Source organism: Serratia sp. BNK-23 (assembly GCF_047456145.1).
Classification (GTDB): Bacteria; Pseudomonadota; Gammaproteobacteria; order Enterobacterales; family Enterobacteriaceae; genus Serratia; species Serratia nematodiphila.
The window spans coordinates 568243-591722 of sequence record NZ_CP179900.1 but is presented as its reverse complement, the minus strand read 5'-3'; the positions used below and the strand labels follow the sequence as shown (position 1 = coordinate 591722).

The 23480-nt window shown below is 61.4% G+C and carries 19 protein-coding genes; 10 read left to right on the top strand and 9 right to left on the bottom strand.

What is annotated here, in order from left to right; all coding sequences use genetic code 11:
* Nucleotides 1-273: 273 nt before the first annotated feature.
* Both metC and ACMGF9_RS02825 read left to right on the top strand, forming a co-directional pair.
* Complete coding sequence (gene metC, locus ACMGF9_RS02830; RefSeq protein ID WP_033632075.1) at nucleotides 274-1470, top strand: cystathionine beta-lyase; 1197 nt, start codon at nucleotides 274-276, stop codon at nucleotides 1468-1470.
* Nucleotides 1471-1615: 145 nt separating this feature from the next.
* Nucleotides 1616-2278, top strand: a complete 663-nt coding sequence (locus ACMGF9_RS02825; protein ID WP_004937300.1) for a DedA family protein — start codon at nucleotides 1616-1618, stop codon at nucleotides 2276-2278.
* Nucleotides 2279-2288: 10 nt separating this feature from the next.
* Here ACMGF9_RS02825 and ACMGF9_RS02820 read toward each other — a convergent pair whose 3' ends face one another.
* Nucleotides 2289-3209 (bottom strand): LysR family transcriptional regulator, encoded by a 921-nt coding sequence (locus ACMGF9_RS02820; RefSeq protein ID WP_076740995.1) that lies wholly within the window; start codon nucleotides 3207-3209, stop codon nucleotides 2289-2291.
* A 108-nt stretch (nucleotides 3210-3317) separates the two neighbouring features.
* Here ACMGF9_RS02820 and ACMGF9_RS02815 point away from each other — a divergent pair, with 108 nt between their 5' ends.
* Nucleotides 3318-4346 carry a zinc-dependent alcohol dehydrogenase family protein gene (locus ACMGF9_RS02815; protein WP_076740996.1) on the top strand — a complete coding sequence of 343 codons (1029 nt, stop codon included), beginning with the start codon at nucleotides 3318-3320 and terminating at the stop codon, nucleotides 4344-4346.
* Nucleotides 4347-4353: 7 nt separating this feature from the next.
* Here ACMGF9_RS02815 and ACMGF9_RS02810 read toward each other — a convergent pair whose 3' ends face one another.
* On the bottom strand, nucleotides 4354-5241 hold the full coding sequence (locus ACMGF9_RS02810; protein ID WP_156866316.1) for an AraC family transcriptional regulator: 888 nt from the start codon (nucleotides 5239-5241) through the stop codon (nucleotides 4354-4356).
* 226 nt (nucleotides 5242-5467) lie between these two features.
* Here ACMGF9_RS02810 and yqhD point away from each other — a divergent pair, with 226 nt between their 5' ends.
* From yqhD to ACMGF9_RS02795, 3 genes are all read left to right on the top strand, one after another.
* Nucleotides 5468-6631, top strand: a complete 1164-nt coding sequence (yqhD, locus tag ACMGF9_RS02805) for an alcohol dehydrogenase (protein ID WP_015379073.1) — start codon at nucleotides 5468-5470, stop codon at nucleotides 6629-6631.
* Between the two features lie 283 nt (nucleotides 6632-6914).
* Nucleotides 6915-7739 carry a 2,5-didehydrogluconate reductase DkgA gene (gene dkgA, locus ACMGF9_RS02800; protein WP_004937289.1) on the top strand — a complete coding sequence of 275 codons (825 nt, stop codon included), beginning with the start codon at nucleotides 6915-6917 and terminating at the stop codon, nucleotides 7737-7739.
* A 141-nt stretch (nucleotides 7740-7880) separates the two neighbouring features.
* Nucleotides 7881-8486 (top strand): transglycosylase SLT domain-containing protein, encoded by a 606-nt coding sequence (locus ACMGF9_RS02795; RefSeq protein ID WP_004937286.1) that lies wholly within the window; start codon nucleotides 7881-7883, stop codon nucleotides 8484-8486.
* A gap of 63 nt (nucleotides 8487-8549) precedes the next feature.
* Here ACMGF9_RS02795 and ACMGF9_RS02790 read toward each other — a convergent pair whose 3' ends face one another.
* Nucleotides 8550-10718: a YgiQ family radical SAM protein gene (locus ACMGF9_RS02790; protein ID WP_004937285.1), complete on the bottom strand. Its 2169-nt coding sequence runs from the start codon at nucleotides 10716-10718 to the stop codon at nucleotides 8550-8552.
* Nucleotides 10719-10798: 80 nt separating this feature from the next.
* On the bottom strand, nucleotides 10799-11533 hold the full coding sequence (locus ACMGF9_RS02785) for a GntR family transcriptional regulator (protein WP_004937283.1): 735 nt from the start codon (nucleotides 11531-11533) through the stop codon (nucleotides 10799-10801).
* A 657-nt stretch (nucleotides 11534-12190) separates the two neighbouring features.
* Here ACMGF9_RS02785 and ACMGF9_RS02780 point away from each other — a divergent pair.
* Both ACMGF9_RS02780 and ACMGF9_RS02775 read left to right on the top strand, forming a co-directional pair.
* Complete coding sequence (locus tag ACMGF9_RS02780; RefSeq protein WP_004937281.1) at nucleotides 12191-13588, top strand: purine-cytosine permease family protein; 1398 nt, start codon at nucleotides 12191-12193, stop codon at nucleotides 13586-13588.
* Entirely contained in the window at nucleotides 13585-14517 is a 933-nt protein-coding gene (locus tag ACMGF9_RS02775) for a PfkB family carbohydrate kinase (RefSeq protein ID WP_033632069.1), read from the top strand. Before ACMGF9_RS02780 ends, ACMGF9_RS02775 begins: the two co-directional genes overlap by 4 nt.
* A 34-nt stretch (nucleotides 14518-14551) precedes the next feature.
* Here the strand turns inward: ACMGF9_RS02775 and ACMGF9_RS02770 are convergent, their stop codons facing one another.
* Nucleotides 14552-15802 (bottom strand): nucleoside permease, encoded by a 1251-nt coding sequence (locus tag ACMGF9_RS02770; protein ID WP_015379077.1) that lies wholly within the window; start codon nucleotides 15800-15802, stop codon nucleotides 14552-14554.
* Between the two features lie 80 nt (nucleotides 15803-15882).
* Nucleotides 15883-16704, bottom strand: a complete 822-nt coding sequence (gene xapA / locus ACMGF9_RS02765; protein WP_004937273.1) for a xanthosine phosphorylase — start codon at nucleotides 16702-16704, stop codon at nucleotides 15883-15885.
* Nucleotides 16705-16841: 137 nt separating this feature from the next.
* Here xapA and ACMGF9_RS02760 point away from each other — a divergent pair, with 137 nt between their 5' ends.
* Nucleotides 16842-17753, top strand: a complete 912-nt coding sequence (locus ACMGF9_RS02760) for a LysR family transcriptional regulator (protein ID WP_075685046.1) — start codon at nucleotides 16842-16844, stop codon at nucleotides 17751-17753.
* A gap of 17 nt (nucleotides 17754-17770) precedes the next feature.
* Here the strand turns inward: ACMGF9_RS02760 and ftsP are convergent, their stop codons facing one another.
* The 3 genes from ftsP to parC all read right to left on the bottom strand — a co-directional run bounded on the left by ftsP (nucleotide 17771) and on the right by parC (nucleotide 22573).
* Nucleotides 17771-19186, bottom strand: a complete 1416-nt coding sequence (ftsP, locus tag ACMGF9_RS02755; protein ID WP_004937270.1) for a cell division protein FtsP — start codon at nucleotides 19184-19186, stop codon at nucleotides 17771-17773.
* A gap of 132 nt (nucleotides 19187-19318) precedes the next feature.
* A complete protein-coding gene (locus ACMGF9_RS02750) occupies nucleotides 19319-20053 on the bottom strand; it encodes a 1-acylglycerol-3-phosphate O-acyltransferase (RefSeq protein ID WP_004937266.1) in 735 nt (244 codons plus the stop codon).
* A gap of 246 nt (nucleotides 20054-20299) precedes the next feature.
* Nucleotides 20300-22573 (bottom strand): DNA topoisomerase IV subunit A, encoded by a 2274-nt coding sequence (gene parC / locus ACMGF9_RS02745; protein WP_015379079.1) that lies wholly within the window; start codon nucleotides 22571-22573, stop codon nucleotides 20300-20302.
* Nucleotides 22574-22898: 325 nt separating this feature from the next.
* On the opposite strand from parC, the gene ACMGF9_RS02740 reads away from it, so the two are divergent.
* Nucleotides 22899-23480, top strand: coding sequence for an NAD(P)H-dependent oxidoreductase (locus ACMGF9_RS02740; RefSeq protein ID WP_004937260.1), 582 nt, complete (start codon nucleotides 22899-22901; stop codon nucleotides 23478-23480).

The following is a 23480-nucleotide window of genomic DNA, read 5'->3' as shown; positions in this document are numbered from 1 at the left end:
ACCGCCAAATGCCCCTTTTATAGGGTGATTTCGTTACTTTTCTTCCACAACGACGCAACAACGCCACGCTGCCGAACGGCGTCTTGACCGATGAATGGGCTTCTCTCTCGCACCACGGCAGAAGGATGAGGCGAGAAATGCACGCCCGACAGACAATTATAGCCGTTTCTATATCTGGAAGTTAAAACGTCTGGATGGCTATATTAACTCATGTTAACGTAAGGGCTATCGTAAACGGGCACGTGCAGAGCAACCAGAGGTGAGCCAGGTACCATGACGTCAAAACATATCGAAACCGCGCTGATCGGCGCCGGCCGCGGCAAACGCTACACCCAGGGCTCCGTCAATCCCGTCACGCAACGCGCCTCTTCTTTGGTCTTCGACTCCGTCGCTGCCAAAAAACACGCCACCGCGCAACGCGCTCACGGCGAGCTGTTTTACGGCCGACGCGGCACCCTGACCCACTTCGCCCTGCAGGATGCGATGGTGGAGCTGGAGGGCGGCGCCGGCTGCGTGCTGTACCCCTGCGGCGCGGCGGCGGTGGCCAATGCGATCCTGTCGTTCGTCGGCGCCGGCGATCACCTGCTGGTCACCGGCTCTGCGTACGAGCCGACCCAGGATTTCTGCACCCATATCCTCGGCCGCATGAACGTCAGCACCACCTATTTCGATCCGCTGATCGGCGCCGACATCGCCAAACTGATCCAGCCCAATACCCGCGTGGTGTTCCTGGAATCCCCCGGCTCCATCACCCTGGAAGTGCAGGATATCCCGGCGATGGTGCAAGCCATTCGCGCCGTGGCGCCGGACGTGGTGATCATGATAGACAACACCTGGGCGGCGGGGGTGCTGTTCAAGGCGCTGGATTTCGACATCGACATTTCTATTCAGGCCGGCACCAAATACCTGATCGGCCATTCCGATTACATGCTTGGCACCGCCGTCGCCAACGCGCGCTGTTGGGATCAACTGCGCGAGTACTCCTATCTGATGGGGCAGATGGTGGATGCCGACACCGCCTACATGGCGAGCCGCGGCCTGCGTACCCTGAGCGTGCGCCTGAAGCAGCACGAACGCAGCAGCATCGAGGTCGCCAACTGGCTGGCGGCGCGGCCGGAGGTGGCGACGGTCAATCATCCGGCCCTGCCGAGCTGCAAGGGCCACGAGTTCTACCGCCGCGACTTCAGCGGCTGCAACGGGCTGTTCTCTTTCGTGCTGAAGGAACGGCTGGACGATACGCAGTTGGCCGCTTACCTGGATAACTTCAGCCACTTCAGCATGGCCTACTCCTGGGGCGGCTTCGAGTCGCTGATCCTGGCCAACCAGCCGGAAGAACTGGAAGCGATCCGCCCGGCGGGCGGCGTCGATTTTTCCGGCACGCTGGTGCGGTTGCATATCGGCCTGGAGAACGTCGAAGACCTGATCGCCGATCTGGCGGCCGGCTTCGATCGCCTCAACGGCGTGCGCTAAGGCGGATTCCGATAATTTTCTTCGTCTCGTTTAATGTCGGCTTAAGCTATTAGCGGTACACTAACCGGGTAACTGTCAGATACGGTAACCGCCGCATCCTGGAGAATGTGACCCCGGGCGCAACCGGCATGCAACAGGACATAAAATGGATGTATTACGAGAGATTATTCATGCGCTTTGGCAGCAGGACTTTATCGCCCTCGCCGATCCAAGCGTAATTTGGGTGGTTTACGCCGTACTTTTCACCACTCTGTTTTTGGAAAACGGACTGCTGCCCGCCTCCTTCCTTCCCGGTGACAGCCTGCTGCTGCTGTCGGGCGCGCTGATCGCCAAAGGCGTGATGGGCTTTGCCCCCACCCTGCTGATTCTGACCGCCGCCGCCGGTCTCGGCTGCTGGCTGAGCTATATCCAGGGCCGCTGGCTGGGCCACACCGGCCTGGTGAAGAGCTGGCTGCTGCAACTGCCGGCACAGTACCACCAGCGCGCGCACAACCTGTTCAACCGCCACGGGCTGACGGCGCTGCTGATCGGCCGCTTCCTCGGTTTCGTGCGCACCCTGCTGCCGACCATGGCCGGCATTTCCGGGCTCAACAGCTCTCGTTTCCAGGTGTTCAACTGGCTGAGCGCGGCGATCTGGGTCTGCGCGCTGGTCGGCCTCGGCTACGCGTTCAGCCAAATCCCTCTGGTGAAACGCTACGAAAGCCAGGTGATGACCGGCCTGATGCTGCTGCCGCTGCTGCTGCTGTTTGTCGGCCTGCTGGGCGCCATGCTGGTGATCTGGCGTAAAAAACGCGCCGCCTCTTCCTGAATCGGGCGCGCTACAGCGCCTTCTCGACCAACGCCAGACTGGCAGGCAGTTTGCTCACCAGCGTATCCACCGCCAGCCGCACCTTCAGCGGCAGGTGAGGCGTGTGCGGCCACACCGCATGCGCTTCAAAGGCGGCGCCCGGCCGATCGCGCAGCAAGCGCACCAGTGCCCCGCTCAACAACTGCTCACGCACCAGCCAGCACGGCAGCCAGGCGATGCCGAAACCCGCCGTCGCCGCATCCGCAATCGCCTGCAGGTCGTCCATTTGCAGCCGGTTGTTCGGCATCACGTCCTGCGGCTTGCCGTCGCTATCCAATACCAGCCAGTTGCGCCGTGCGCCGGCGCGCATATAGGTCACCGCCTCATGCTGCGCCAGTTGCTCGATGCTGTGCGGTTCGCCGCACCGCTGCAGATAGGCCGGCGAGGCGCACAGCGTCATACGGTGATCGCCGATGCGGCGCGCCACCAAGCCGCTGCTGTTGGCCAGCGTACCGTTGCGGATCGCCATATCGAAGCCGTCCTCAATCAGATCCACCACCCGATCGCTGAACGACAGCTCCAACTCCAACCCAGGATGCTCGCGCGTCAGTTCGGTCAGCAGCGGCGCAATGCACATGCGGCCAAACAGCACCGGCATCGACACCCGCAGCCGACCGCTGACCTGCCGCTTGCCCGACTCCAGCAGCGTTTCCGCGCCACGGATCTCCTCCAGCGCCCGCAGGCAGCGCTCGTAGAACAGCGCACCGTCGTCGGTCAGGCTCTGGCTGCGCGTGGTGCGATGAAACAGCCGCACCCCCAGCCGCTGCTCCAACCGGGCGATAGTTTTGCCGACCGCCGAACGCGAAAGATGCAGCCGACTGGCCGCCACTGCAAAACTGCCCGCCTCCACGGCGGTAACGAATACCGAAATGCCGCTCAACCGATCGCTCATGATTTGTCGCTCTGAAAGAAACAATCTGCGGAAATCTTATCGCCACTGGCGAACCTTCATCAACGATATTATCGGCAGGTCTGTTAATCGCTGACTTTGGAGAACATCATGACCAATACAATGCAACACTGGACGATGAGCGCCCTGGGGCGTGAGCACCTGCAGCTGAGCGCAAGCGCCATCCCACAGCCGGGGCCGCACGAAATCAGAGTGAAAGTGAAGGCTATCTCACTCAATTACCGTGACAAACTGATGATAGAAAGCGGCATGGGGCTCACGCTGCCGCAGCCGTTCACGCCCGCCTCGGACATGGCCGGCGAGGTCGATGCCATCGGCCCCGGCGTCAGCCGCTTTCAGCCCGGCGCGCGCGTCATTTCCACCTTCAGCCCCGGTTGGCTCGACGGCGAGCAAAAACCCTACGGCGATGCGCGCCGGGTGCCTTACCACACCCTCGGCGGTTTTTATCAGGGCGTGCTGGCGGAATACGTGATTTTGCATGAAGACTGGCTGGTAGCGGCGCCGGCGTCGCTGGACGACGTCCAGGCCAGCACCCTGCCGTGCGCCGGGCTGACCGCCTGGTTCGCGCTGGTGGAACAAGGCAAACTGCATGCCGGCGATACGGTGCTGGTGCAAGGCACCGGCGGCGTGGCGCTGTTCGCGCTGCAGATCGCCAAAGCCCACGGCGCGGAGGTCTATGTCACCTCCGGCAGCGATGAAAAGCTGGCGCGAGCCCTGGCATTGGGCGCCAATCATGGCATCAACCGGCTGGACGGCGATTGGGTGGAGGCGATTTATGCGCTGACGCAGGATCGCGGCATCGACCATGTGATCGACACCGTCGGCGGCACCAACCTCGGCAACTCGGTGCGCGCCGTGGCGGTGGGAGGACGCATCTCGGTAATCGGCATCCTGGAAGGCAACGAGATTTCCGCTCCCGCCGGCCCACTGCTATTAAAATCCGCAGTGATTCAGGGCATCGGCGTCGGCCACCGCCGCGCGCTGGAAGACCTGGTGCGCGCCGTGGACGCCGTCAACCTGCAGCCGGTGATCGACCAGGTATACTGCTTCGATCAGCTGTCTCAGGCGTTGGATCACCTCGATCGCGGGCCATTCGGCAAGATCGTCTTAACCCCATAAACGCGGCTCAGCCCTCCAGCAGCAGCGGGTTGGCCTCGCGCAGCCGGGCGACTTCATCGCTCGGCGTCATGCCGAACAGCCGTTTGAACTCGCGGCTGAACTGCGACGCGCTTTCGTAGCCGACGCGGATCGCCGCCGTGCTGGCCTTCAGACCGTCATGCACCATCAACAGGCGCGCCTTATGCAGCCGGTACGACTTCACGTACTGCAGCGGCGAAGTGTTGGTCACCGCCTTGAAGTTGTGATGGAACGCCGAGACGCTCATGTTGACCTCGCTGGCCAACTGCTCGACGTTGATGCTGTCGGCATACTGATGTTCGATACGCCGCAGTGCCTTGGCGATCTGGCTGAAGTGGGTATGCCGATTGACCAACTCCTGCAGCGACGCGCCGCAGGCGCCGCGCAGCACATAATAGAGAATCTCCCGTACGATCTGCGGCCCAAGCACCCGGGCGTCGAGCGGATTGGCCATCACGTCCAGCAGACGCTCGGTGGCGCACAGCAACTCTTCCGTCATTTCCGCCAGGTTCACCCCGTTGCTCTCCGCCCGCGGTTGCATCAGGTAGTCGTCATCGCCGATGTCGATCAGCAAGTCCTGCAGCATTTGGGTATCGATATTGACCGCCAACCCAACCAGCGGCAGTTCCGGGCTGGCGAAGGTTTCGCATTCAAACGGCAGCGGCACCGTCATCAGCAGGTAGTTGCGCGGATCGTATTGGAACTTCTTATTGCCGCAATAACCGACCTTGTGCCCCTGAAAAACGATGACGATCCCCGGTTCATACATCACCGGCTGACGCGGGCTGTGGCGATCGACATACAAAATCTTCACCCGCGGCACCGGCGACGGCGTGTAGCCGTTGCCGCTGGCGATAGCCATCGCCTGGCGCGCCATGCGGCTGCGCAGCGCATCGATTTCAATCACGGAAACACCCTCTTACAGTCAGAACGATTCGGCATAAATCATAATTTAAAACTCGCCATTTCTACAGTGACTTGTAGGAATAGGCAAGAACCAAACAGGAATGTGCATTGTGCGTTGCCGCCCGGTTCCTGACAATACGGGCCAGACACCTTTGCGCCGCTTTGGCGCCCGCCTGACAGAAAGAGAGAAATCAACCATGCACAACTTCATTTTGCATACCCCAACCAAAATCCTGTTCGGCAAGGAGCAAATTGCCGAAGTGGCCAGCCAAATCCCGGCGGACGCGCGCATCCTGATCACCTACGGTGGCGGCAGCGTGAAGAAAAACGGCGTGCTGGATCAGGTGCATAGCGCGCTGGCCGGCCGCGACGTGCGGGAGTTCTCCGGCATCGAGCCGAACCCGACCTACGAAACGCTGATGAAAGCGGTCGAGGTGGTGAAAGCGGAAAACATCGATTTCCTGCTGGCGGTCGGCGGCGGTTCGGTGGTTGACGGCACCAAGTTCATCGCCGCCGCCGCCCGTTATACCGCCAGCAGCGACGCCTGGCACATTCTGCAGACCGTCGGCAGCCACATCGCCGACGCGGTGCCGATGGGCTGCGTGCTGACGCTGCCGGCCACCGGCTCCGAGTCCAACAGCGGCGCGGTGATCACCCGCAAAAGCAGCGGCGACAAGCAGCACTTCTTCTCACCGCTGGTGCAGCCGCGCTTCGCCGTGCTGGATCCGGTGGTAACCTACTCGCTGCCGCCGCGCCAGATCGCCAACGGCGTGGTCGACGCCTTCGTGCACACCCTGGAGCAGTATCTGACCTATCCGGTCGACGCCAAGGTGCAGGATCGCTTCGCCGAAGGCCTGCTGTTGACCCTGCTGGAAGACGGCCCGCGCGCGCTGGCCGAGCCGGAGAACTATGCGGTGCGCGCCAACGTGATGTGGAGCGCCACCATGGCGCTGAACGGCCTGATCGGCGCCGGCGTGCCGCAGGACTGGGCGACCCACATGCTGGGCCATGAGCTGACCGCCATGCACGATCTCGACCACGCGCAAACGCTGGCCATCGTGCTGCCGGCGCTGCTGCACGAGAAGAAAGCGCAGAAGCGCGAAAAACTGCTGCAGTATGCTGACCGCGTCTGGGGCCTGCGCGAAGGCAGCGAAGACAGCCGCATCGACGGCGCCATCGCCGCCACCCGCGCCTTCTTCGAGCAGATGGGCGTGCCGACCCGCATGGCGGATTATCAGCTCGACGGCAGCAGCATTCCGGCGCTGCTCGACAAGCTCCATCAGCACGGCATGACCGCCCTGGGGGAGCATCAGGACATCACCCTGGACGTCAGCCGCCGCATTTATGAAGCGGCGCGTTAATCGCAAAACGGCGATTTTTTGCTAGGCTTTAGTCTCCGCCAGCCATTTTCGCCGCATCCTGCGCCCGGCCGATCACCGGGCGCAGTCGGGCGCTTCAGCGCCGCCGATCGTTTCGCACCACTCGTCTTACCGCTCATTCGCAGGGAGAGCGGGAAAAAATAGCCCTCCCGCCACCGCTGAAATTAGGCTGGCAAACCCGGCAACCGCCCATTTTGCCAACTAGAATTTATCTATAGCCGTTTCGGCGCCGCAGGCGCCGCAATCCGTACACAAGGAGATGCGCATGACAACGCAACAACCCATCATCAAACTCCACGATGGTAATCTGATGCCGCAGTTGGGTCTCGGCGTTTGGCAGGCGAGTATTGAAGAGACCACCCGCGCGGTGAGCAAAGCGCTGGAGATCGGTTACCGCTCCATCGACACCGCCGCGATCTACAAGAACGAGGAAGGCGTCGGCGCCGCGCTGCAGTCCAGCTCGCTGCCGCGCAGCGACCTGTTCATCACCACCAAGCTGTGGAACGACGATCAGGGCGATCCGCTGGCGGCGCTGGAAACCAGCCTGGAAAAACTCAAGCTGGACTATGTGGATCTGTATCTGATCCACTGGCCGCGCCCGCAGCAGGATCAATACGTCTCCGCCTGGCGCGAGCTGATCAAACTGCGCGAGCAAGGCCTGGTGAAAAGCATCGGCGTATGCAACTTCCATACGCCGCACCTGCAGCGCCTGCTGGATGAAACCAACGTAGCGCCGGTGGTCAATCAGATCGAACTGCACCCGCTGCTGCAACAGCGCCAGCTGCGCGCCTGGAACGCTACCCATCACATCGCCACCGAATCCTGGAGCCCGCTGGCGCAAGGCGGTGAAGGGGTGTTCGACCAGCCGCTGATCAAGGCGCTGGCCGAGAAATACGAGAAAACCCCGGCGCAGATTGTGGTGCGCTGGCACTTGGACAGCGGTCTTATCGTCATCCCGAAATCAGTCACGCCGTCGCGTATCCGCGAAAACTTCGAGGTATTTGATTTCAAACTCGATAAGGACGAGCTGGGCGAGATCGCCAAGCTGGACGTCGGCAACCGCCTGGGGCCTGATCCGGATACCCTGTAACCCCCTCAAGCCCTCTCCGGCCGGAGGGGGCTTTTCCTTCCCGCACATTGCTCCCTTGCGCCGCCTGACGTTATGATGACGACGCCGGAGGCTCCAGCCGCCGGTTCACGCCGTTAAAAAAACAGACAAGCACGGAGCACCATGAAATTTTCTTTCTCACACGGGTCACGGCTGGGCATGCTTTGCATCATGCTGGTGCTGGCGGGTTGCGCCGGCAAGAAACAGCGCGTCAGCTACGATCGCCACGCCTTCGACAGCGCCATTAAAGACGCCGCCAGCGAATACGGCGTGGACGCCAAGCTGATCACCGCCATGATCCAGGTGGAGTCCGGCTTCAACCCTTCCGCAGTGAGCAGATCCAATGCGATCGGCCTGATGCAGCTGAAAGCCGATACCGCCGGCTGCGATGCCTATCGCTACAAAGGCAAACGCGGCTGCCCGGACGACGATGACCTGCGGGATCCCGACACCAATATCGATCTCGGCGCCGCCTATCTGGCCACCTTGCAAAAACAACAGCTTAAAGGGATCGCCAATCCCGTCACGCTGCGCTACGCCACCATCATCGCCTACGTCAACGGCACCGGCGCGCTGCTGCGCACCTTCTCCAGCAACCGTCAGCAGGCCATCGCGATGATCAACAACCTGTCGCCGGAGGCCTTTAACTGGCACGTGCGCAAATACCATCCCGCGCCGCAGGCGCCGCGCCATTTGATGAAAGTGGAAGCCGCCTACGAGCAGCTGTGACGCTCAAAAGTAAAAAGGAGAACCCGGGGGTTCTCCTTTTTGTTTACGCACGCGGTGCGGCCGTTACGGCTTGGCTTTGCGAATCGGTTTGCGCGGCGGCCGGTTGGATGGCGTGCGCTGCCGATTGATATCGGTATGTTTGGTCAGCGCCGGCCGGGTATGGCGCTGCAGCCGTTTCGCTTCGCGCTGCTCGTCGATGCTCGGAGCCGGCACCAGACAATCGCGGCGGCTGCCGATCAGGTGCTTCAGGCCCATCTCTTCCAGCGCGGCGCGGATCAGCGCCCAGTTGGCCGGATCGTGGTAACGCAGCAGCGCCTTATGCAGGCGGCGCTGGCGATCGCCGCGCGGCACCACCACATCTTCGCTCTTGTACCCCACCTTGCTCAGCGGGTTTTTGCCGCTGTAATACATGGTGGTGGAGTTGGCCATCGGCGAAGGATAGAAGTTCTGCACCTGATCGAGGCGGAAACGGTTCTTCTTCAGCCACAGCGCCAGGTTCACCATGTCTTCATCACGGGTGCCCGGGTGCGACGAGATAAAGTATGGGATCAGGTACTGCTCTTTGCCCGCCAGCTTCGAATAGTGATCAAACAGCTGCTTGAAGCGATCGTAACTGCCCATGCCCGGTTTCATCATCTTCGACAACGGGCCTTCTTCGGTGTGCTCCGGCGCGATCTTCAGGTAGCCGCCAACGTGGTGGGTCGCCAGTTCCTTGATATAGCGCGGATCTTCCACCGCCAGATCGTAACGTACCCCGGAAGCGATCAGGATCTTCTTGATGCCCTCCAGAGAACGCGCGCGGCGGTACAGCTTGATGGTCGGCTCGTGGTTGGTATCCATATAGGTGCAGATCTCCGGATACACGCACGAGGCGCGGCGGCAGGTCTGCTCAGCGCGCGGGTTGGTGCAACGCAGCATATACATGTTGGCGGTCGGGCCGCCCAGATCGGAGATCACGCCGGTAAAGCCCGGCACCTTGTCACGGATCTCTTCGATTTCGCGAACGATCGAATCCTCCGAACGGCTCTGGATGATGCGCCCTTCATGCTCGGTGATCGAACAGAACGAACAGCCGCCGTAGCAGCCGCGCATGATGTTCACCGAGAAACGGATCATGTCATAGGCCGGAATGCGATCCTGGCCGTAGGACGGGTGCGGTACGCGTTGATAAGGCAGGGCGAAGACGCTGTCCATCTCCGGCGTGGTCAGCGGGATCGCCGGCGGGTTGATCCACACATAACGGTCACCGTGTTTCTGCATCAGCGCGCGGGCGCAGCCTGGGTTGGTTTCATGGTGCAAAATGCGCGAGGTGTGCGCATACAGCACCTTGTCGCCCTTCACTTTCTCGAAGGACGGCAGCAGCACGTAGGTCTTCTCCCACGGCTTCGGTTTGGCGGCGCGCACCGTGACAGGCTTGGCTTCCGGCTCTTTCGGCTTGGCGCCGTCGGCGCACGGCAGATCCTCGCCGTACGGGTTCGGGATAGGTTCGATGCGGCCCGGCTTGTCGAGGCGGGTGGAATCCACGCCGCTCCAGCCCGGTAGCGCTTCTTTGCGCATCACCGCAGTATTGCGGATATCGTGGATATCGCCGATCTTCTCACCGGCGGCCAGACGGTGCGCCACTTCCACCAGCGGACGCTCGCCGTTGCCGTAGATCAGCATGTCGGCTTTGGAGTCCACCAGCACCGAGCGGCGCACGGTATCAGACCAGTAATCGTAGTGGGCGATGCGACGCAGACTGGCTTCAATGCCGCCCAGCACGATCGGCACGTCTTTATAGGCTTCTTTGCAGCGCTGGCTGTAGACCAGGGTAGCGCGATCCGGGCGCTTGCCGCCGACGTTGCCGGCGGTATAGGCATCGTCGTGGCGCAGTTTGCGATCGGCGGTGTAGCGGTTGATCATCGAGTCCATGTTGCCGGCGGTGATGCCGAAGAACAGGTTCGGTTTCCCCAACCGCATGAAATCTTCTTTATTGCTCCAGTCCGGCTGCGCGATGATGCCGACGCGAAAGCCTTGCGCTTCCAGCATGCGGCCGATGATCGCCATGCCGAAGCTTGGGTGATCGACGTAGGCGTCGCCGCTGATGATGATCACGTCGCAGCTGTCCCAGCCCAGTTGATCCATCTCTGCCCGCGACATCGGTAAAAACGGCGCGGTGCCAAAACATTCGGCCCAATAAGGCTTATAGGAAAACAGTTCACGATCGGGTTGGATCAGGCTGGTGGTGCTCATTCTGCTGCTCTTTTTACAGGTTAATTAATCGCCGGGCGGCGATTATACGCACTAGTGGCAAAAAGAGCATGGTTATTTCGCTAACCGTTCACTTCGAATTCATAAACGTCGCTGCGGCACAAGATATCGCTGAACTCCAGCGCCTCACCCTGAGCGTTGCGGCTGGTTTGGATGATGTGCAACAACGGCGCGCCGCACGGCACGTTGAGCAGTTCGGCGACCTCGTCGCTGCAGGACACTGCCTTCAACAGAAAGTGTTTATCCTCCGGCACGATGCCGCGCGATTGCCATAACGCATACAGCGAGTGTTCCAGCTGCGCCGGTTCGGGCAAGAAGCGCGGTGGTATATAGGTGGTTTCCAGCGAGACCGGGCTGCCGTTCAGCAAGCGTAACCGCCGCAGTTTGATAACTTCATCCCCCTCCGCCAGCCCCAACGCCGCCGCGGCCTTGGCCGGCGCGCCGACTCGGGTGCGCAGCAGCCATCGATTGCTGACGCGGCTGCCATGACGCAGCGCCTGAGCGGTAAACCCGCTGTCCTTATCGAGGGAATAGCCGATGCGCATCGCCACGCGGGTGCCAACGCCCTGCTGCCGCGAAATCAGCCCCTTCTCCTCCAGCAGCTTCATCGCCTTGCTGACGGTGACACGCGACAGCGCCAAACCTTCCGCCATCTGCCGTTCCGGCGGCAGAAATGCCTCCGCCGCCAACACCTGCTGCCTGATCGCGGTTTCTATCGCCGTCGCCAGCTGAATATAACGCGGCGCTACCGCCCCCTGGGCCAGATGGCCACGCAGCCAGGCCATAAAATCCGTCATTCGCCCGCCCTCTTACCTATGCCATTTGTCTGGATTTCGTTTTTATCCTATCGCCGATCCAGCGATAAGCCCCTCACCTTAACTAAAATATCGCTAATGTTTTCAGAGTGGCATCACAATTTTTGCCTAATGGACTTTCATTGGATCTAGATCGCGCGTAATCTGTGCTTATTGATGTTGATACATCAATCGCACCAACACCAGGGACCCACTTTAAAAACAATAAAAAACCCGCTGCCAGCCCTAAAGGATACCCTTGATGGTCGGTAGCGGGCCTATACTGTCAGCACAAACGGCCGAGAATAAGCAACGTAGCTAATGGATAGCTTGCTCACTGCTCATCGCCGCATCACAGGATCCCCGCGCGGTGGGCGAACCGGATCGATGTCGGCAAATAGAAAGGTTCCCGCTTCGCCAAACCCCGCTGCAGACCCACTCTTTGACTACACTCATTGGCGCCGTGCGGCCGACGTGCCTCACCCGATAAGGCGGATACCGCCCTCATTTTGACAGACCCGGCGGCATCAGCCGCTACACACTGCGCGGAATCGGCGTCCTCACCGACAACGGGATAGCCGGCCTCAACCGCGCCAACGGAATCGATTTTCAGTCAACTGCGGCGGCCCTCGCGGCCCTGCGCAACAGGGATCATTTGCTATGACCGATATCAATCGCAATGAAGCATGGAAGGTAGAAAGCACCGGTATCGACCGGGTGCCGGACGCAGAACAGACCGGTAAGCCCATCGAGCTGTTTTGGATCTGGTCTGCGGCCAATATCGGTATTCTCGGCGTGGTGTACGGCGCCATCATCGTCGGCTTCGGCTTATCCTTTCTGCAATCGGTACTCGCCGCGCTGGTCGGCGTCGCCAGCTTCGTGCTGGTCGGCCTCACCAGCTTCGCCGGCAAGCGTGGGCGCACCTCTACGCTGACGCTCTCGCGGGTGATTTTCGGGCTGAAGGGCAACGTGGCGCCCACCCTGTTCAGTTGGATCAACCTAATGGGCTGGGAAGCGGTCAACGTGATCACCGGCACCCTGACGCTGGCGGCGCTGTTCGAAGCCTTCGGACTGGGAACCAGCCACCTGCTGACCGCGCTCAGCCTGCTGCTGTTCGGCGGGCTCACTGTCGTCGTCAGCCTGCTGGGGCAAAATACCGTGGTCTGGATGCAAAGCTGGTTCAGCCGCATCTTCGGCACCATGACGCTGATCGTGGTGCTCTATATCCTGTTCAATACCGAGTGGAGCCAGGTGCTGGCGCTGCCATCCGGCAGCTGGCTGACCGGTTTCCTGCCGGCGGTATCGGTGATCGCCGCCGGCACCGGCATCAGCTGGGCAATCGCCGGCGCCGATTACAGCCGCTATCAAAGCCCGAGCTCGTCGAGCAAAGGCATTTTCGCCGCGGTGATGGGCGGTGCCTGTTTGCCGCTAATGCTGCTGATGCTGGCCGGTATTCTGCTTTCCGTGCAGCTCCCCGATCTGGCCAGCGCCGCCAACCCCATCGCGCTGATAGGCTCCGTGCTGCCCGCCTGGATGGCCATCCCTTATCTGCTGGCCGCCACCGCCGGCATCGTCACCATCGCGGTGCTCAGCCTGTATTCCGCCAGCCTTAACCTGCTGACCATCGGCGTGCAGGTCAAACAGTGGCTGGCGGTATCGATCGACGCCGTAGTGGTGCTGGGCATCGCCCTGTATGTCCTGTTCATCTCCGGGGATTTCATGGGGCCGTTCATCTCCTTCCTGGTGTTCTGCGGGGTGTTCCTGGCGGCCTGGGAGGCGATTTTCCTGCTCGATTACCTGTGCCTGCGCCGCCGCCACGGGTATGATGGCAACGCTTTGTACGGCCTGCATGGCCAGAACCGCGGCGTGCGCAAAGCCCCGCTGTTCTGCTGGTTCCTCGGCGCCCTGTGCGGCCTGCTGGTCACCAAAACCGGTTTTATCGACGGCCCGCTGGCCAAAGGCTTGTTCGCCGACTCCAGCCTGGGGCTGTTTGTGTCGTTTGCGGTTAGTCTGATCGCTTACGGTCTGTACCTGACCCAACGCAGAGAACATCAATGAATGAGTGGGAAGCTGTAACACCTGTCCTGGTGATGGGGGGCGCGGTCGGCGATCTGGTGATGACGCTGCCCCGCCTGCCGACCAGCGGCGAAGATATCGAAGCCCAGCCGCAGGCGCGGCAAATCGGCGGCTGCGCGTTCAACGTAGCGCGCGCGCTGACGCGCCTTGAAGTGCCGGTGATCAACGGTATGCCGGTCGGCAACGGCGAATGGGGCGCGGCGATCGAAGCCGCCATGGGCGAACTGGGGCTGGAGGTGCTGTTGCGCCACGGCCAGATGGACAACGGCTGGTGCCTGGCGCTGGTGGAACCGGACGGCGAACGCACCTTTATCACGGTTTCCGGTTGCGAAAGCCAATGGAATAAAGCGCAGCTGGCGACCCTGCCGCTGACGGAACACACGCTGATCTACGCCAGCGGCTACGAGCTGGCGGGCGAAAACGGCGAAGCGCTGCGCGAGTGGCTGACGCGCATGCCGTTCGACCAACCGCGCCTGATCGATCCCGGCCCGCGCATCGCCCAGCTCAGCGAAGATTTCTTCGCCATGCTCAGCGACAGCCACACCCTGCTGACGCTTAACCGCGACGAAGTGGCCACGCTGTGCGGCGCCGGCGACGCCGTGGAGGCCGCACAGCGCTATGCCGCCGCGCGTAATCTGACGCTGATTTGCCGCCTGGATCGCGACGGCGCATGGATCTGCGACGGCCGTACGCCGCCGCTGCACGTTCCGGCCTATCCGGTAGAGGTCGTTGACACCATCGGCGCGGGCGATGCCCACTGCGCCGGTTTGCTGGCGGGCCTGTCCGCCGGCTGGCCGCTGCCGCAGGCGGTCGATCTGGCCAACCGGGTCGCCGCTTGCGTGGTGGCCAGCCTCGGGGCCGCCAATCCGCCGGACCAGCAGCAGCTGCAGCAGCGCTTCCCGCAGGCCTGACGTTTCAGGGCGCAGCAAAGCCGCGCCCTCTGCCTCACTGCGCCGCCGCCGCGTTCTCCTGCGGCAGGTGGCGATAGTTGAAGCTCAACGCGAACACAATCCCCAGCACCAGCGTATACAGCGCAAACACCAGCCAGATGCTCTGCCAGTCTTTCACGCCGTCATGGCTGAAGAAGTCCACCACCTCACCGCTGGCGAGCGCCCCCAGATAGGCGCCCAAACCGTTTACCATGGTCATGAACAGCCCCTGCGCGCTGGCGCGGATGCGGTGATCGGCCTCCTTCTCGACGAAGATGGCGCCGGAGATATTAAAGAAGTCGAACGCACAGCCGTAGACAATCATCGACAGCAACAGCAGCACGAAACCAAAGCCGACCGGCGTGCCGTACGCCAGGAATAGAAAGCGCAGCGTCCAGGCCGCCATGCTGATCAGCATCACCTGCTTGATGCCGTAACGGCGCAGGAAGAAGGGTATGGTGAGGATAAAGAACACTTCAGAGATCTGCGACAGCGACAGCAGCACCGCCGGATACCGGACGCTGAGGCTGTCCTGATACAGCGGATTGAGCGACAGATCGTGCAGGAACGGGTTGCCGAAGGTATTGGTTATCTGCAGCGCAGCGCCAAGCAACATGGCGAACAGGAAAAACAGCGCCATGCGCCGCTGGCGGAACAACACCAGCGCATCCAGCCCCAACACGCTCACCCAGCTCTTCGACTCGGCCGCGCGGTTGGTCGGGCAGCGCGGCAGCGTCAGCGAATAGGCGGACAGCAGCAGCGACGCCGCAGAAGCCAGATACAGCTGCAGGTTGCTGAGCTCGATGCGGCTGAAACCGACCAACCACATCGCCAGAATGAACCCCACGGTGCCGTACACCCGCACCGGCGGAAAGTCCCTCACCGTGTCAAAGCCGTGTTTCTCCAGGCAAAAATAGGAAATGGCGTTGGAGAGCGCGATGGTCGGCATATAAACCATGGCATTGAACAGCATCACCCAGAACATCAGCATCGGTTGCTCGACCTGCGCTGCGCAGTACAGCGCCAGCGCCCCGAGCAGGTGGCAAAGCGCATACAGATAGTTGGCCTTCATCCACCGGTCGGCGATGATGCCCGCCAGGCCCGGCATGATCAGCGCGGCGATGCCTTTGGCGCTGTAAACCATCCCCACCTGCATGCCGCTGAAATGCAGCGTGTTGATCATGTAGGAGCCCAGCGTCACCAGCCAGGCGCCCCAGATAAAGAACTGCAGGAAAATCATGACTTTTAATCGTGTTTTTATCGCCATCGCCATCACCTTGTTATTATGCTTTCAACGATGATTGGTGCGGCGGGCCCCTGCAGCCCGCCGCCGGTTTGCTTACGGTGTCACAGCGTTTTGAACAGCTCGCGGATCAGGCGCATGAAATCGTCCGCCGCCAGCGCCGCGCAGCTGAGCGTTTGTTCGTGAGAAAGAGGCGTATCCGACAGCCCTTCGGCGTAGTTGGTCATCGCGGACACCACCAGCACCTTGAGGCCACAGTGGCGCGCCGTCAGGACTTCCGGCACGATCGACATGCCCACCACGTCGCAGCCCAGGGTCTGCATCATGCGGATCTCCGCCGGCGTTTCGAAGTTCGGCCCGGTGTAGGCGGCGAATACCCCTTCCGCCAGCGGGATGCCCGCGCTTTCGGCCACCGCCGCCAGCCGGGCGCGCAGATCGCGATCGTAGGCGTTCGCCAGGCTGAAGAAGCGCGGCCCGAAGCGATCGTCGTTGGCGCCGACCAGCGGTGATTCCGGCATGAAATTGATGTGATCGGTAATGGCCACCAGGCTGCCCGGCGCCACCGAACGGCGCAGCGAACCGGCGGCATTGGTCGCCAGCAGGAATTCGCAACCCAGCAGTTTGAAGGTGCGCACTGCGGTGGTCATCACCTGCATGCCACGCCCTTCATAGAAATGACCGCGCCCTTTCATGCACAATACCGGCACGCCCTCCAGCTTGCCGGCGACCAGTTGCCCGGCGTGGCCGGCGACGCCGCTCACCGGGAAGCCCGGCAGCTCCGCGTAATCGAGGGTGACGGTTTCGGTCATCACCTCCGCCAGGGCGCCGAGCCCGGAGCCGAGAATCAAGGCCGCTTTCGGCTGGAAACCCGGCAGGCGTGCGCGGACGACATCGGCGCAGGTAAAAGCATCTTCTTGATTAAACATCGTATTCTCTCTTTCAGCGGGGGATAATAAGCCCCATAGTAGAGAGCGAGGCGCGGCCGAGACCAATACATTCTTGGCGGCCGATTTATTCCATTTACCTATAAGTTGAGCTGCGTCACAAGGAGGCGATACCCCGGATGAACCCGCCCCAAGCCCTGCCCGATCCCGGCCGGATTAACTTCCGCCTGCTGCACTATTTCCGCGTGGTGGCGGAAGAGATGAACTTCACCCAGGCGGCGCGGCGGCTGAATATGTCACAGCCGCCGCTCAGCAAACACATCAAAGAGCTGGAGAGTCAGCTTGGCGTCGTGCTATTCAAACGCACCACCCGCTCCATGACGCTGACGCCGGCCGGGCGCACGCTGCTGCGCAACGTCGAGCGGCTGCTGGATCAGGCCGACAGCGCGTTGCATCAGGTGCAACAGATGGGGCGTGGCGAAGGCGGCCACATGGTGGTCGGCATGGTCGGCACCTCGGCCTGGGGCGGCCTGATCGCGGCGCTGCGGCGGTTCAGCGAGCGGAGCGCCGGCGTCACCTGGTCGTTGAACGAGCTGACGCCCAGCCAGCAAATCGCCGCGCTGCAAAAGCGGCATATCGACATCGGGGTCTGGCGAGAGGCGCAGCAGCAGACGCTGCCGGGGTTAACCTGCCAACGGTTGGCAAGCGAGAGCATCGCCGTGGTGCTGCCGCTCGATCATCCGCTGGCGCGGCAGGAAAACATCCCGCTGGCGGCGCTGCAGAACGACAGCTTCATCGTGCTGCCGCCGCATGAGGCCAGCCTGGGGCTGTATCTGCACAATCTGTGTCTGCAGCAGGGATTTTTGCCGGACGTCGCTTATCAGGTCAACGAACCGCAGACCCTGCTGGCGCTGGTGGCGGAAGGCTGCGGCATCACGCTGCTGCCGGACAGCTACGGCCGCATCCCGTGGCCCGGCGTACGCTTTTGCTCGCTGCAACAGGCGCCGCCGGCGGATTTATACGCGGTGTATCGCGCCGACAGCGTCACGCCGGTGGTGCAGGCCTTCCTGGAAATGCTGCGGGCGCCGTAAGCGGCCCACAGCGCAGATTACATCGTCGGCTGCACCATCAGCTGGCCGGCGGTGCCGCGATCGGCCATCTCCAGCGTCTGGCTGTAATACAGGAACGGGAAGTGTTCGGAGGTAGGTTGGTTGAAATACACCAGCAGCTCGACGTCGCCATCGACCCAGACGGTGTCCTTCCAGCCGCGATCTTCCGCCATCGGCTGCGCGCCGTTGACGCGTTTGATCAGGAACTGCACGCCCTGAATATGGAACGCCTGCGGCGTATCCGCGTGAATGTTCCAGCGTTCCCAGGTGCCTTGCTGCGCCTGTACGTCGATGCGGTTCATGTCCCAAATCGCGCCGTTGATGCCGACGCCGCCGTCGCCCAGGCGGAAATCGCGGGTGCGGCTGGCGCTGCCGTCCAACAGCTGATCCGCCAGCAGGCGCATCGGCAGGTTGTCGGTCACCAGTGGCAGCAGGCCGGTCGGGCGCAGCGTCAGCACCTGGGTGGACACCAGAATGCTCGACGGCTCGAACAGGCCGCGCAGGCGATCCATGATGCCCGCCGCTTCACCGGCGGTGATGGTCACCTCCTCGCCCTTCGACATGTCGATCAGCACTTCCCGGCGTTCGCCAGGCGCCAACGACAGCTGCTGCACCGCGACCGGCGCAGGCAGGAAGCCCTGATCGCTGGCAATCACGTTGAACGGCCGCCCGTCGCTGAGCTGCAGGGTATAGCGACGCGCGTTGGAGGCGTTAAGCAGGCGCAGACGCACCCAGCCGCGCGACACGTCGACATACGGGTTTTGCACGCCGTTGACCAACAGCGTATCGCCGACAAAACCGCCCTGCGACGGTGCATCGTATTGCGGTGTGCCGAAGTTATCGAAGCGTTTGTCCTGAATGATCAGCGGGAAATCGTCGACGCCGTAGTGGTTGGGCAGCGGCAGCGCTTTGCTGACGGCATCTTCCACCAACCACAGCCCGGCCAGCCCGTTGTAAACGTGCGGCGCCATACGGTTCGGCGTGTTGGCGTGGTACCAGCAGGTGGCCGCCGCCTGACGAATGGGCAGCACCGGCGACCAGTCGACGTTAGGCGACATCATGCGCGGCGCGCCGCCCATCAGCGTGCCAGGCACCTGCAGACCGCTGACGGTCATCGCTACCGGCTCCTGCAGGCGGTTGCTGTAGATCAGTTTGACGTCGTCACCGCTGTAAACCCGCACCGTCGGCCCCAGGTACATGCCGTTGATGCCCCACACCGCCGCTTTACGGTTATCCATAAACGCCCAATGGGCGCGCTGCAAGGTCAGGAACAGCGGCTGACCGCGGCGAGACTCCAGCAGCGGGGGAATGGGTAACGGGGTCTGCGTTCCGCTCGCCTCAGCCCTCAGCGGCACGGCGCCCGCGCACAGCGCCAGGCCCGATGCCTGTAAAAACTGACGTCGACTGAGTGACATATTTTCTCCATGAAAAGCAATAACTAAACCGTGTGCAAAACCCAAACGCCCGCCAATCAAGATTAGCAGGCGTTCAGGCGTTAACGGCGCTGAACGCCAATTAAAATCCTATTCTTTGAAGCCGGTAGACTCTTATTTTTTGGCGGCGTTGCGCTGGGCGACTTCGGCGTCCAATTCGGCGATTTTCGCCTCCATCAGCTCGCGGCAATGGGCCGCCAGCTCACGCACGTTTTCTTTGCCGTATTTGCTGGTATCCACCGGCGCCAACATCTCGACGATCACATGACCGTTATTCCAGCGATTAAGATTTATATTACCGCTGGTGGTCGATACGCAGATCGGCACAATCGGCACGCCGGCGGCGATAGCCGCGTGGAACGCGCCGGTTTTAAACGGCATCAGCCCACGACCGCGGCTGCGGGTCCCTTCCGGGAACATCCAGATCGAAATGTCTTTCTTTTTGAACTGCTCCGCCACCTGGGCGATGGTGCCGTGCGCCTTGGCGCGATTATCACGATCTATCAGCAGATTACCGGTCAGCCAATACAGCGGGCCGAAAAACGGGATCCACACCAGACTTTTTTTACCGACGGTCACGGTGCGCGGCTGCACGATATTGGAGGCCGTCACCATGTCGTAGTTATTTTGGTGGTTGGCGATATAGATGCAGTTGCCATTGTTGGCCGCATCGGCCGGCACGCGGGTTTCAACCTTGATGCCGAACAGCGTCGACAGGCGGCCGAAAAGATGGCCGAAGGTCGCCACATGGCGAGGGTTGCGCGGGCTGAACAAGCAATAAACAGAACCGAAAATACACACCAGAATACAGAAAAGAGTGGCGAGAACGGCACGCAAAATCAATAACATAACAACCTCATTAGCACACTGCCAACGCAGTTTACTTCGCTGCGCAGATTCCTTTACTCATTATTTGCCGGCCAGGCGGTAAGCACGCCGATGTCGCCTGCATTTCTCGCTATTTTCCTGCCAGGCGGCAGTACGCACAATAATTTTATGCGCAGAAATGTTAACTATTTGGAAAATAAACGCCAGCAAAAATAAATAAGGCGGCCACAGCTCGCTGCGACCGCCCGTTAACGCCGGCGCCAACGCTTACTCTTCGCTGTCGCCACCCGACGCCCGCACCGGCGCATCCACTTCCACGCGATCGATGCGCTGCAGGCCGCGCGGCAGCTGGGTGCCCTTACGGCCGCGCTCCGCACGGAACTTCTGCAGATCTTCCGGACGCAGCGTCAGCTTGCGTTTGCCGACATGCAGCGTGACGGAGGCCTGCGGCGGCAGCACGAACAGCCAGGCCAGCTTGTCTTCACCGGCTGCGGCCTGCGCCGCCGGAATGGAGACGATCTTGTTGCCCTTACCCTTCGACAGCTGCGGCAGATCGGCGACCGGGAACATCAGCATGCGCCCGGCGGCGGTGATCGACAGCAGCATATCGTCTGCGCCGTGGATCTCCATCGGCGGCAGCGCTCTGGCGTTGTCCGGCAGCGTGATCATCACCTTGCCGGCGCGGTTGCGCGCCACCAGATCGTTGAAGGTACAAACGAAACCGTAACCGGCGTCGGAAGCCATCAGCAGTTTTTGATCGTCGGCCGCCATCAGCACCTGCTCAATGGTGGCGCCCGGCGGCGGCGTCAGCTTGCCGGTCAACGGTTCGCCCTGCCCGCGCGCCGAAGGCAACGTCATCGGATCGAGCGCATAGCTGCGCCCGGTAGAATCGATGAACACCACCGGCTGGTTGCTCTTGCCGCGCGCCGCGCCGCGGAAGCTGTCGCCGGCCTTGTAGCTCAACCCTGCCGGATCGATGTCGTGGCCCTTGGCGCTGCGCACCCAGCCCATTTCCGACAGCACGATGGTCACCGGCTCGGACGGCACGAAATCGTGTTCGCTCATCGCCTTGGCTTCCGCACGCTCGGTCAGCGGCGAACGGCGATCGTCGCCGTAGGTTTGCGCGTCGGCCTGGATCTCTTTCTTAATCAGCGTATTCAGCTTGCGCTCGGACGCCAGCAGCGCCTGAAGTTGATCGCGCTCTTTCGCCAGCTCGTCCTGCTCACCGCGGATCTTGACCTCTTCCAGCTTGGCCAGGTGACGCAGTTTCAGCTCGAGGATCGCTTCCGCCTGGGTATCGGAGATGCCGAAACGCTGCATCAGCACCGGCTTCGGCTCATCCTCGCTGCGGATGATGTGGATCACCTCGTCGATATTGAGGAACGCCACCAGCAAACCTTCGAGGATATGCAAACGCTTGAGCACCTTCTCGAGGCGGTAGTTCAGGCGGCGGCGCACCGTATCGCGACGATAGGCCAGCCATTCGGTGAGGATCTCCACCAGCCCTTTCACCTGCGGGCGGTTGTCCAGACCGATCATGTTCATGTTGATGCGGTAGCTGCGTTCCAGATCGGTGGTGGCGAACAGGTGATTCATCACCTGCTCCAGATCGATGCGGTTGGAACGCGGCACGATCACCAGACGCGTCGGGTTTTCGTGGTCGGATTCATCACGCAGATCCTCGACCATCGGCAGCTTCTTGGCGCGCATCTGGCTGGCGATCTGCTCCAGCACCTTGGCGCCGGAGACCTGATGCGGCAAGGCGGTAATCACCGCGCTGCCGTCCTCTTTCTTCCACACGGCGCGCATGCGCACCGAGCCGCGGCCGCTCTGGTAAATTTTGCGAATTTCATCGCGCGGGGTGATGATCTCGGCTTCGGTCGGGAAGTCCGGCCCCTGCACGAACTCGAGCAGGTCATCGAGCGAGGCGCCCGGCTTGTCGAGCAGCGCCACCGCCGCAGCGGCGACCTCGCGCACGTTGTGCGGCGGAATGTCGGTCGCCATGCCGACCGCGATGCCGGTGGTGCCGTTCAGCAGGATGTTCGGCAGACGCGCCGGCAGCATCTTCGGCTCTTGCAGCGTGCCGTCAAAGTTCGGGATCCAGTCGACCGTGCCCTGGCCCAGTTCGGCCAGCAAGACCTCGGCGTATTTGGACAGGCGCGATTCGGTATAACGCATCGCCGCGAACGACTTGGGATCGTCCGGCGCACCCCAGTTCCCCTGACCGTCCACCAGCGGATAGCGATACGAGAACGGCTGCGCCATCAGCACCATGGCTTCATAACACGCGCTGTCGCCATGCGGGTGATACTTACCCAGCACGTCGCCCACGGTGCGGGCGGATTTCTTGAATTTGGCGCTGTTGGTCAGCCCCAGCTCAGACATGGCGTAGATGATGCGGCGTTGTACCGGCTTCAAACCGTCGCCAATGTACGGCAACGCCCGATCCATGATGACGTACATGGAATAGTTCAGATAGGCGTTTTCAGTGAATGTGTGCAGCGGTAAACGCTCTACACCGTCATGAGTCAGATCACTCATTACTCAATTATCCTCAGACCGTGGCTTGGCAATCCCTTGGACGACAAAAGGCATCGCTTGTCGATTCTGCCCGCGATAGTAACCCATCTGCGGGGTAGCTGTCACAGTTGGCGCAAGGATCGCCGGCGACGGCCGATTGCGCGATGCGGTTTATGCAAAATTTAGCTACCTGGCGGCCTCTTTATTGACTGACAGTCAACACTGTTGTGCGCTGGATCGCATTTTTACTTGCCTGACTCACGATTACACTCGTCACCAGCGAGATGGTTTCCGCCTTTTCCGCGGGAAGCATGCCATATCTTAACACTGACGGGAGCCGCGAAAGATGAGCAATATCCTGATTATCAACGCTAAAAAACAATTCGGCCATTCCAACGGCGAACTCAACCAAACCCTGAGCGACGTGGCGGAAAGCTTCCTGCGCGATCTGCAGCACGATGTGCAGGTCACCGTGGTCGACGACGGCTATGACATCGAAGCCGAAGTACAGAAATACCTGTGGGCCGACGCGATCATCTATCAGATGCCGGGCTGGTGGATGGGCGAACCTTGGATCCTGAAAAAATACATCGATGAAGTGTTCACCGCCGGTCACGGCAGCCTGTATGCCAACGACGGGCGCTCTCGTTCTGACGAAAGCAAAAAATATGGCTCCGGCGGCCTGATCCAGGGCAAAAAATACCTGCTGAGCCTGACCTGGAACGCCCCGATGGAGGCCTTCACCGATCCCGATCAGTTCTTCCACGGCGTCGGCGTCGACGGCGTTTACCTGCACTTCCACAAGGCCAACCAGTTCCTGGGAATGGAAGCGCTGCCGACCTTTATCTGCAATAACGTGATAAAACAACCGGATATCGAAGCGGACATCGCACGTTATCGCGAGCATTTGGCGAAAATTTTTGCTTAA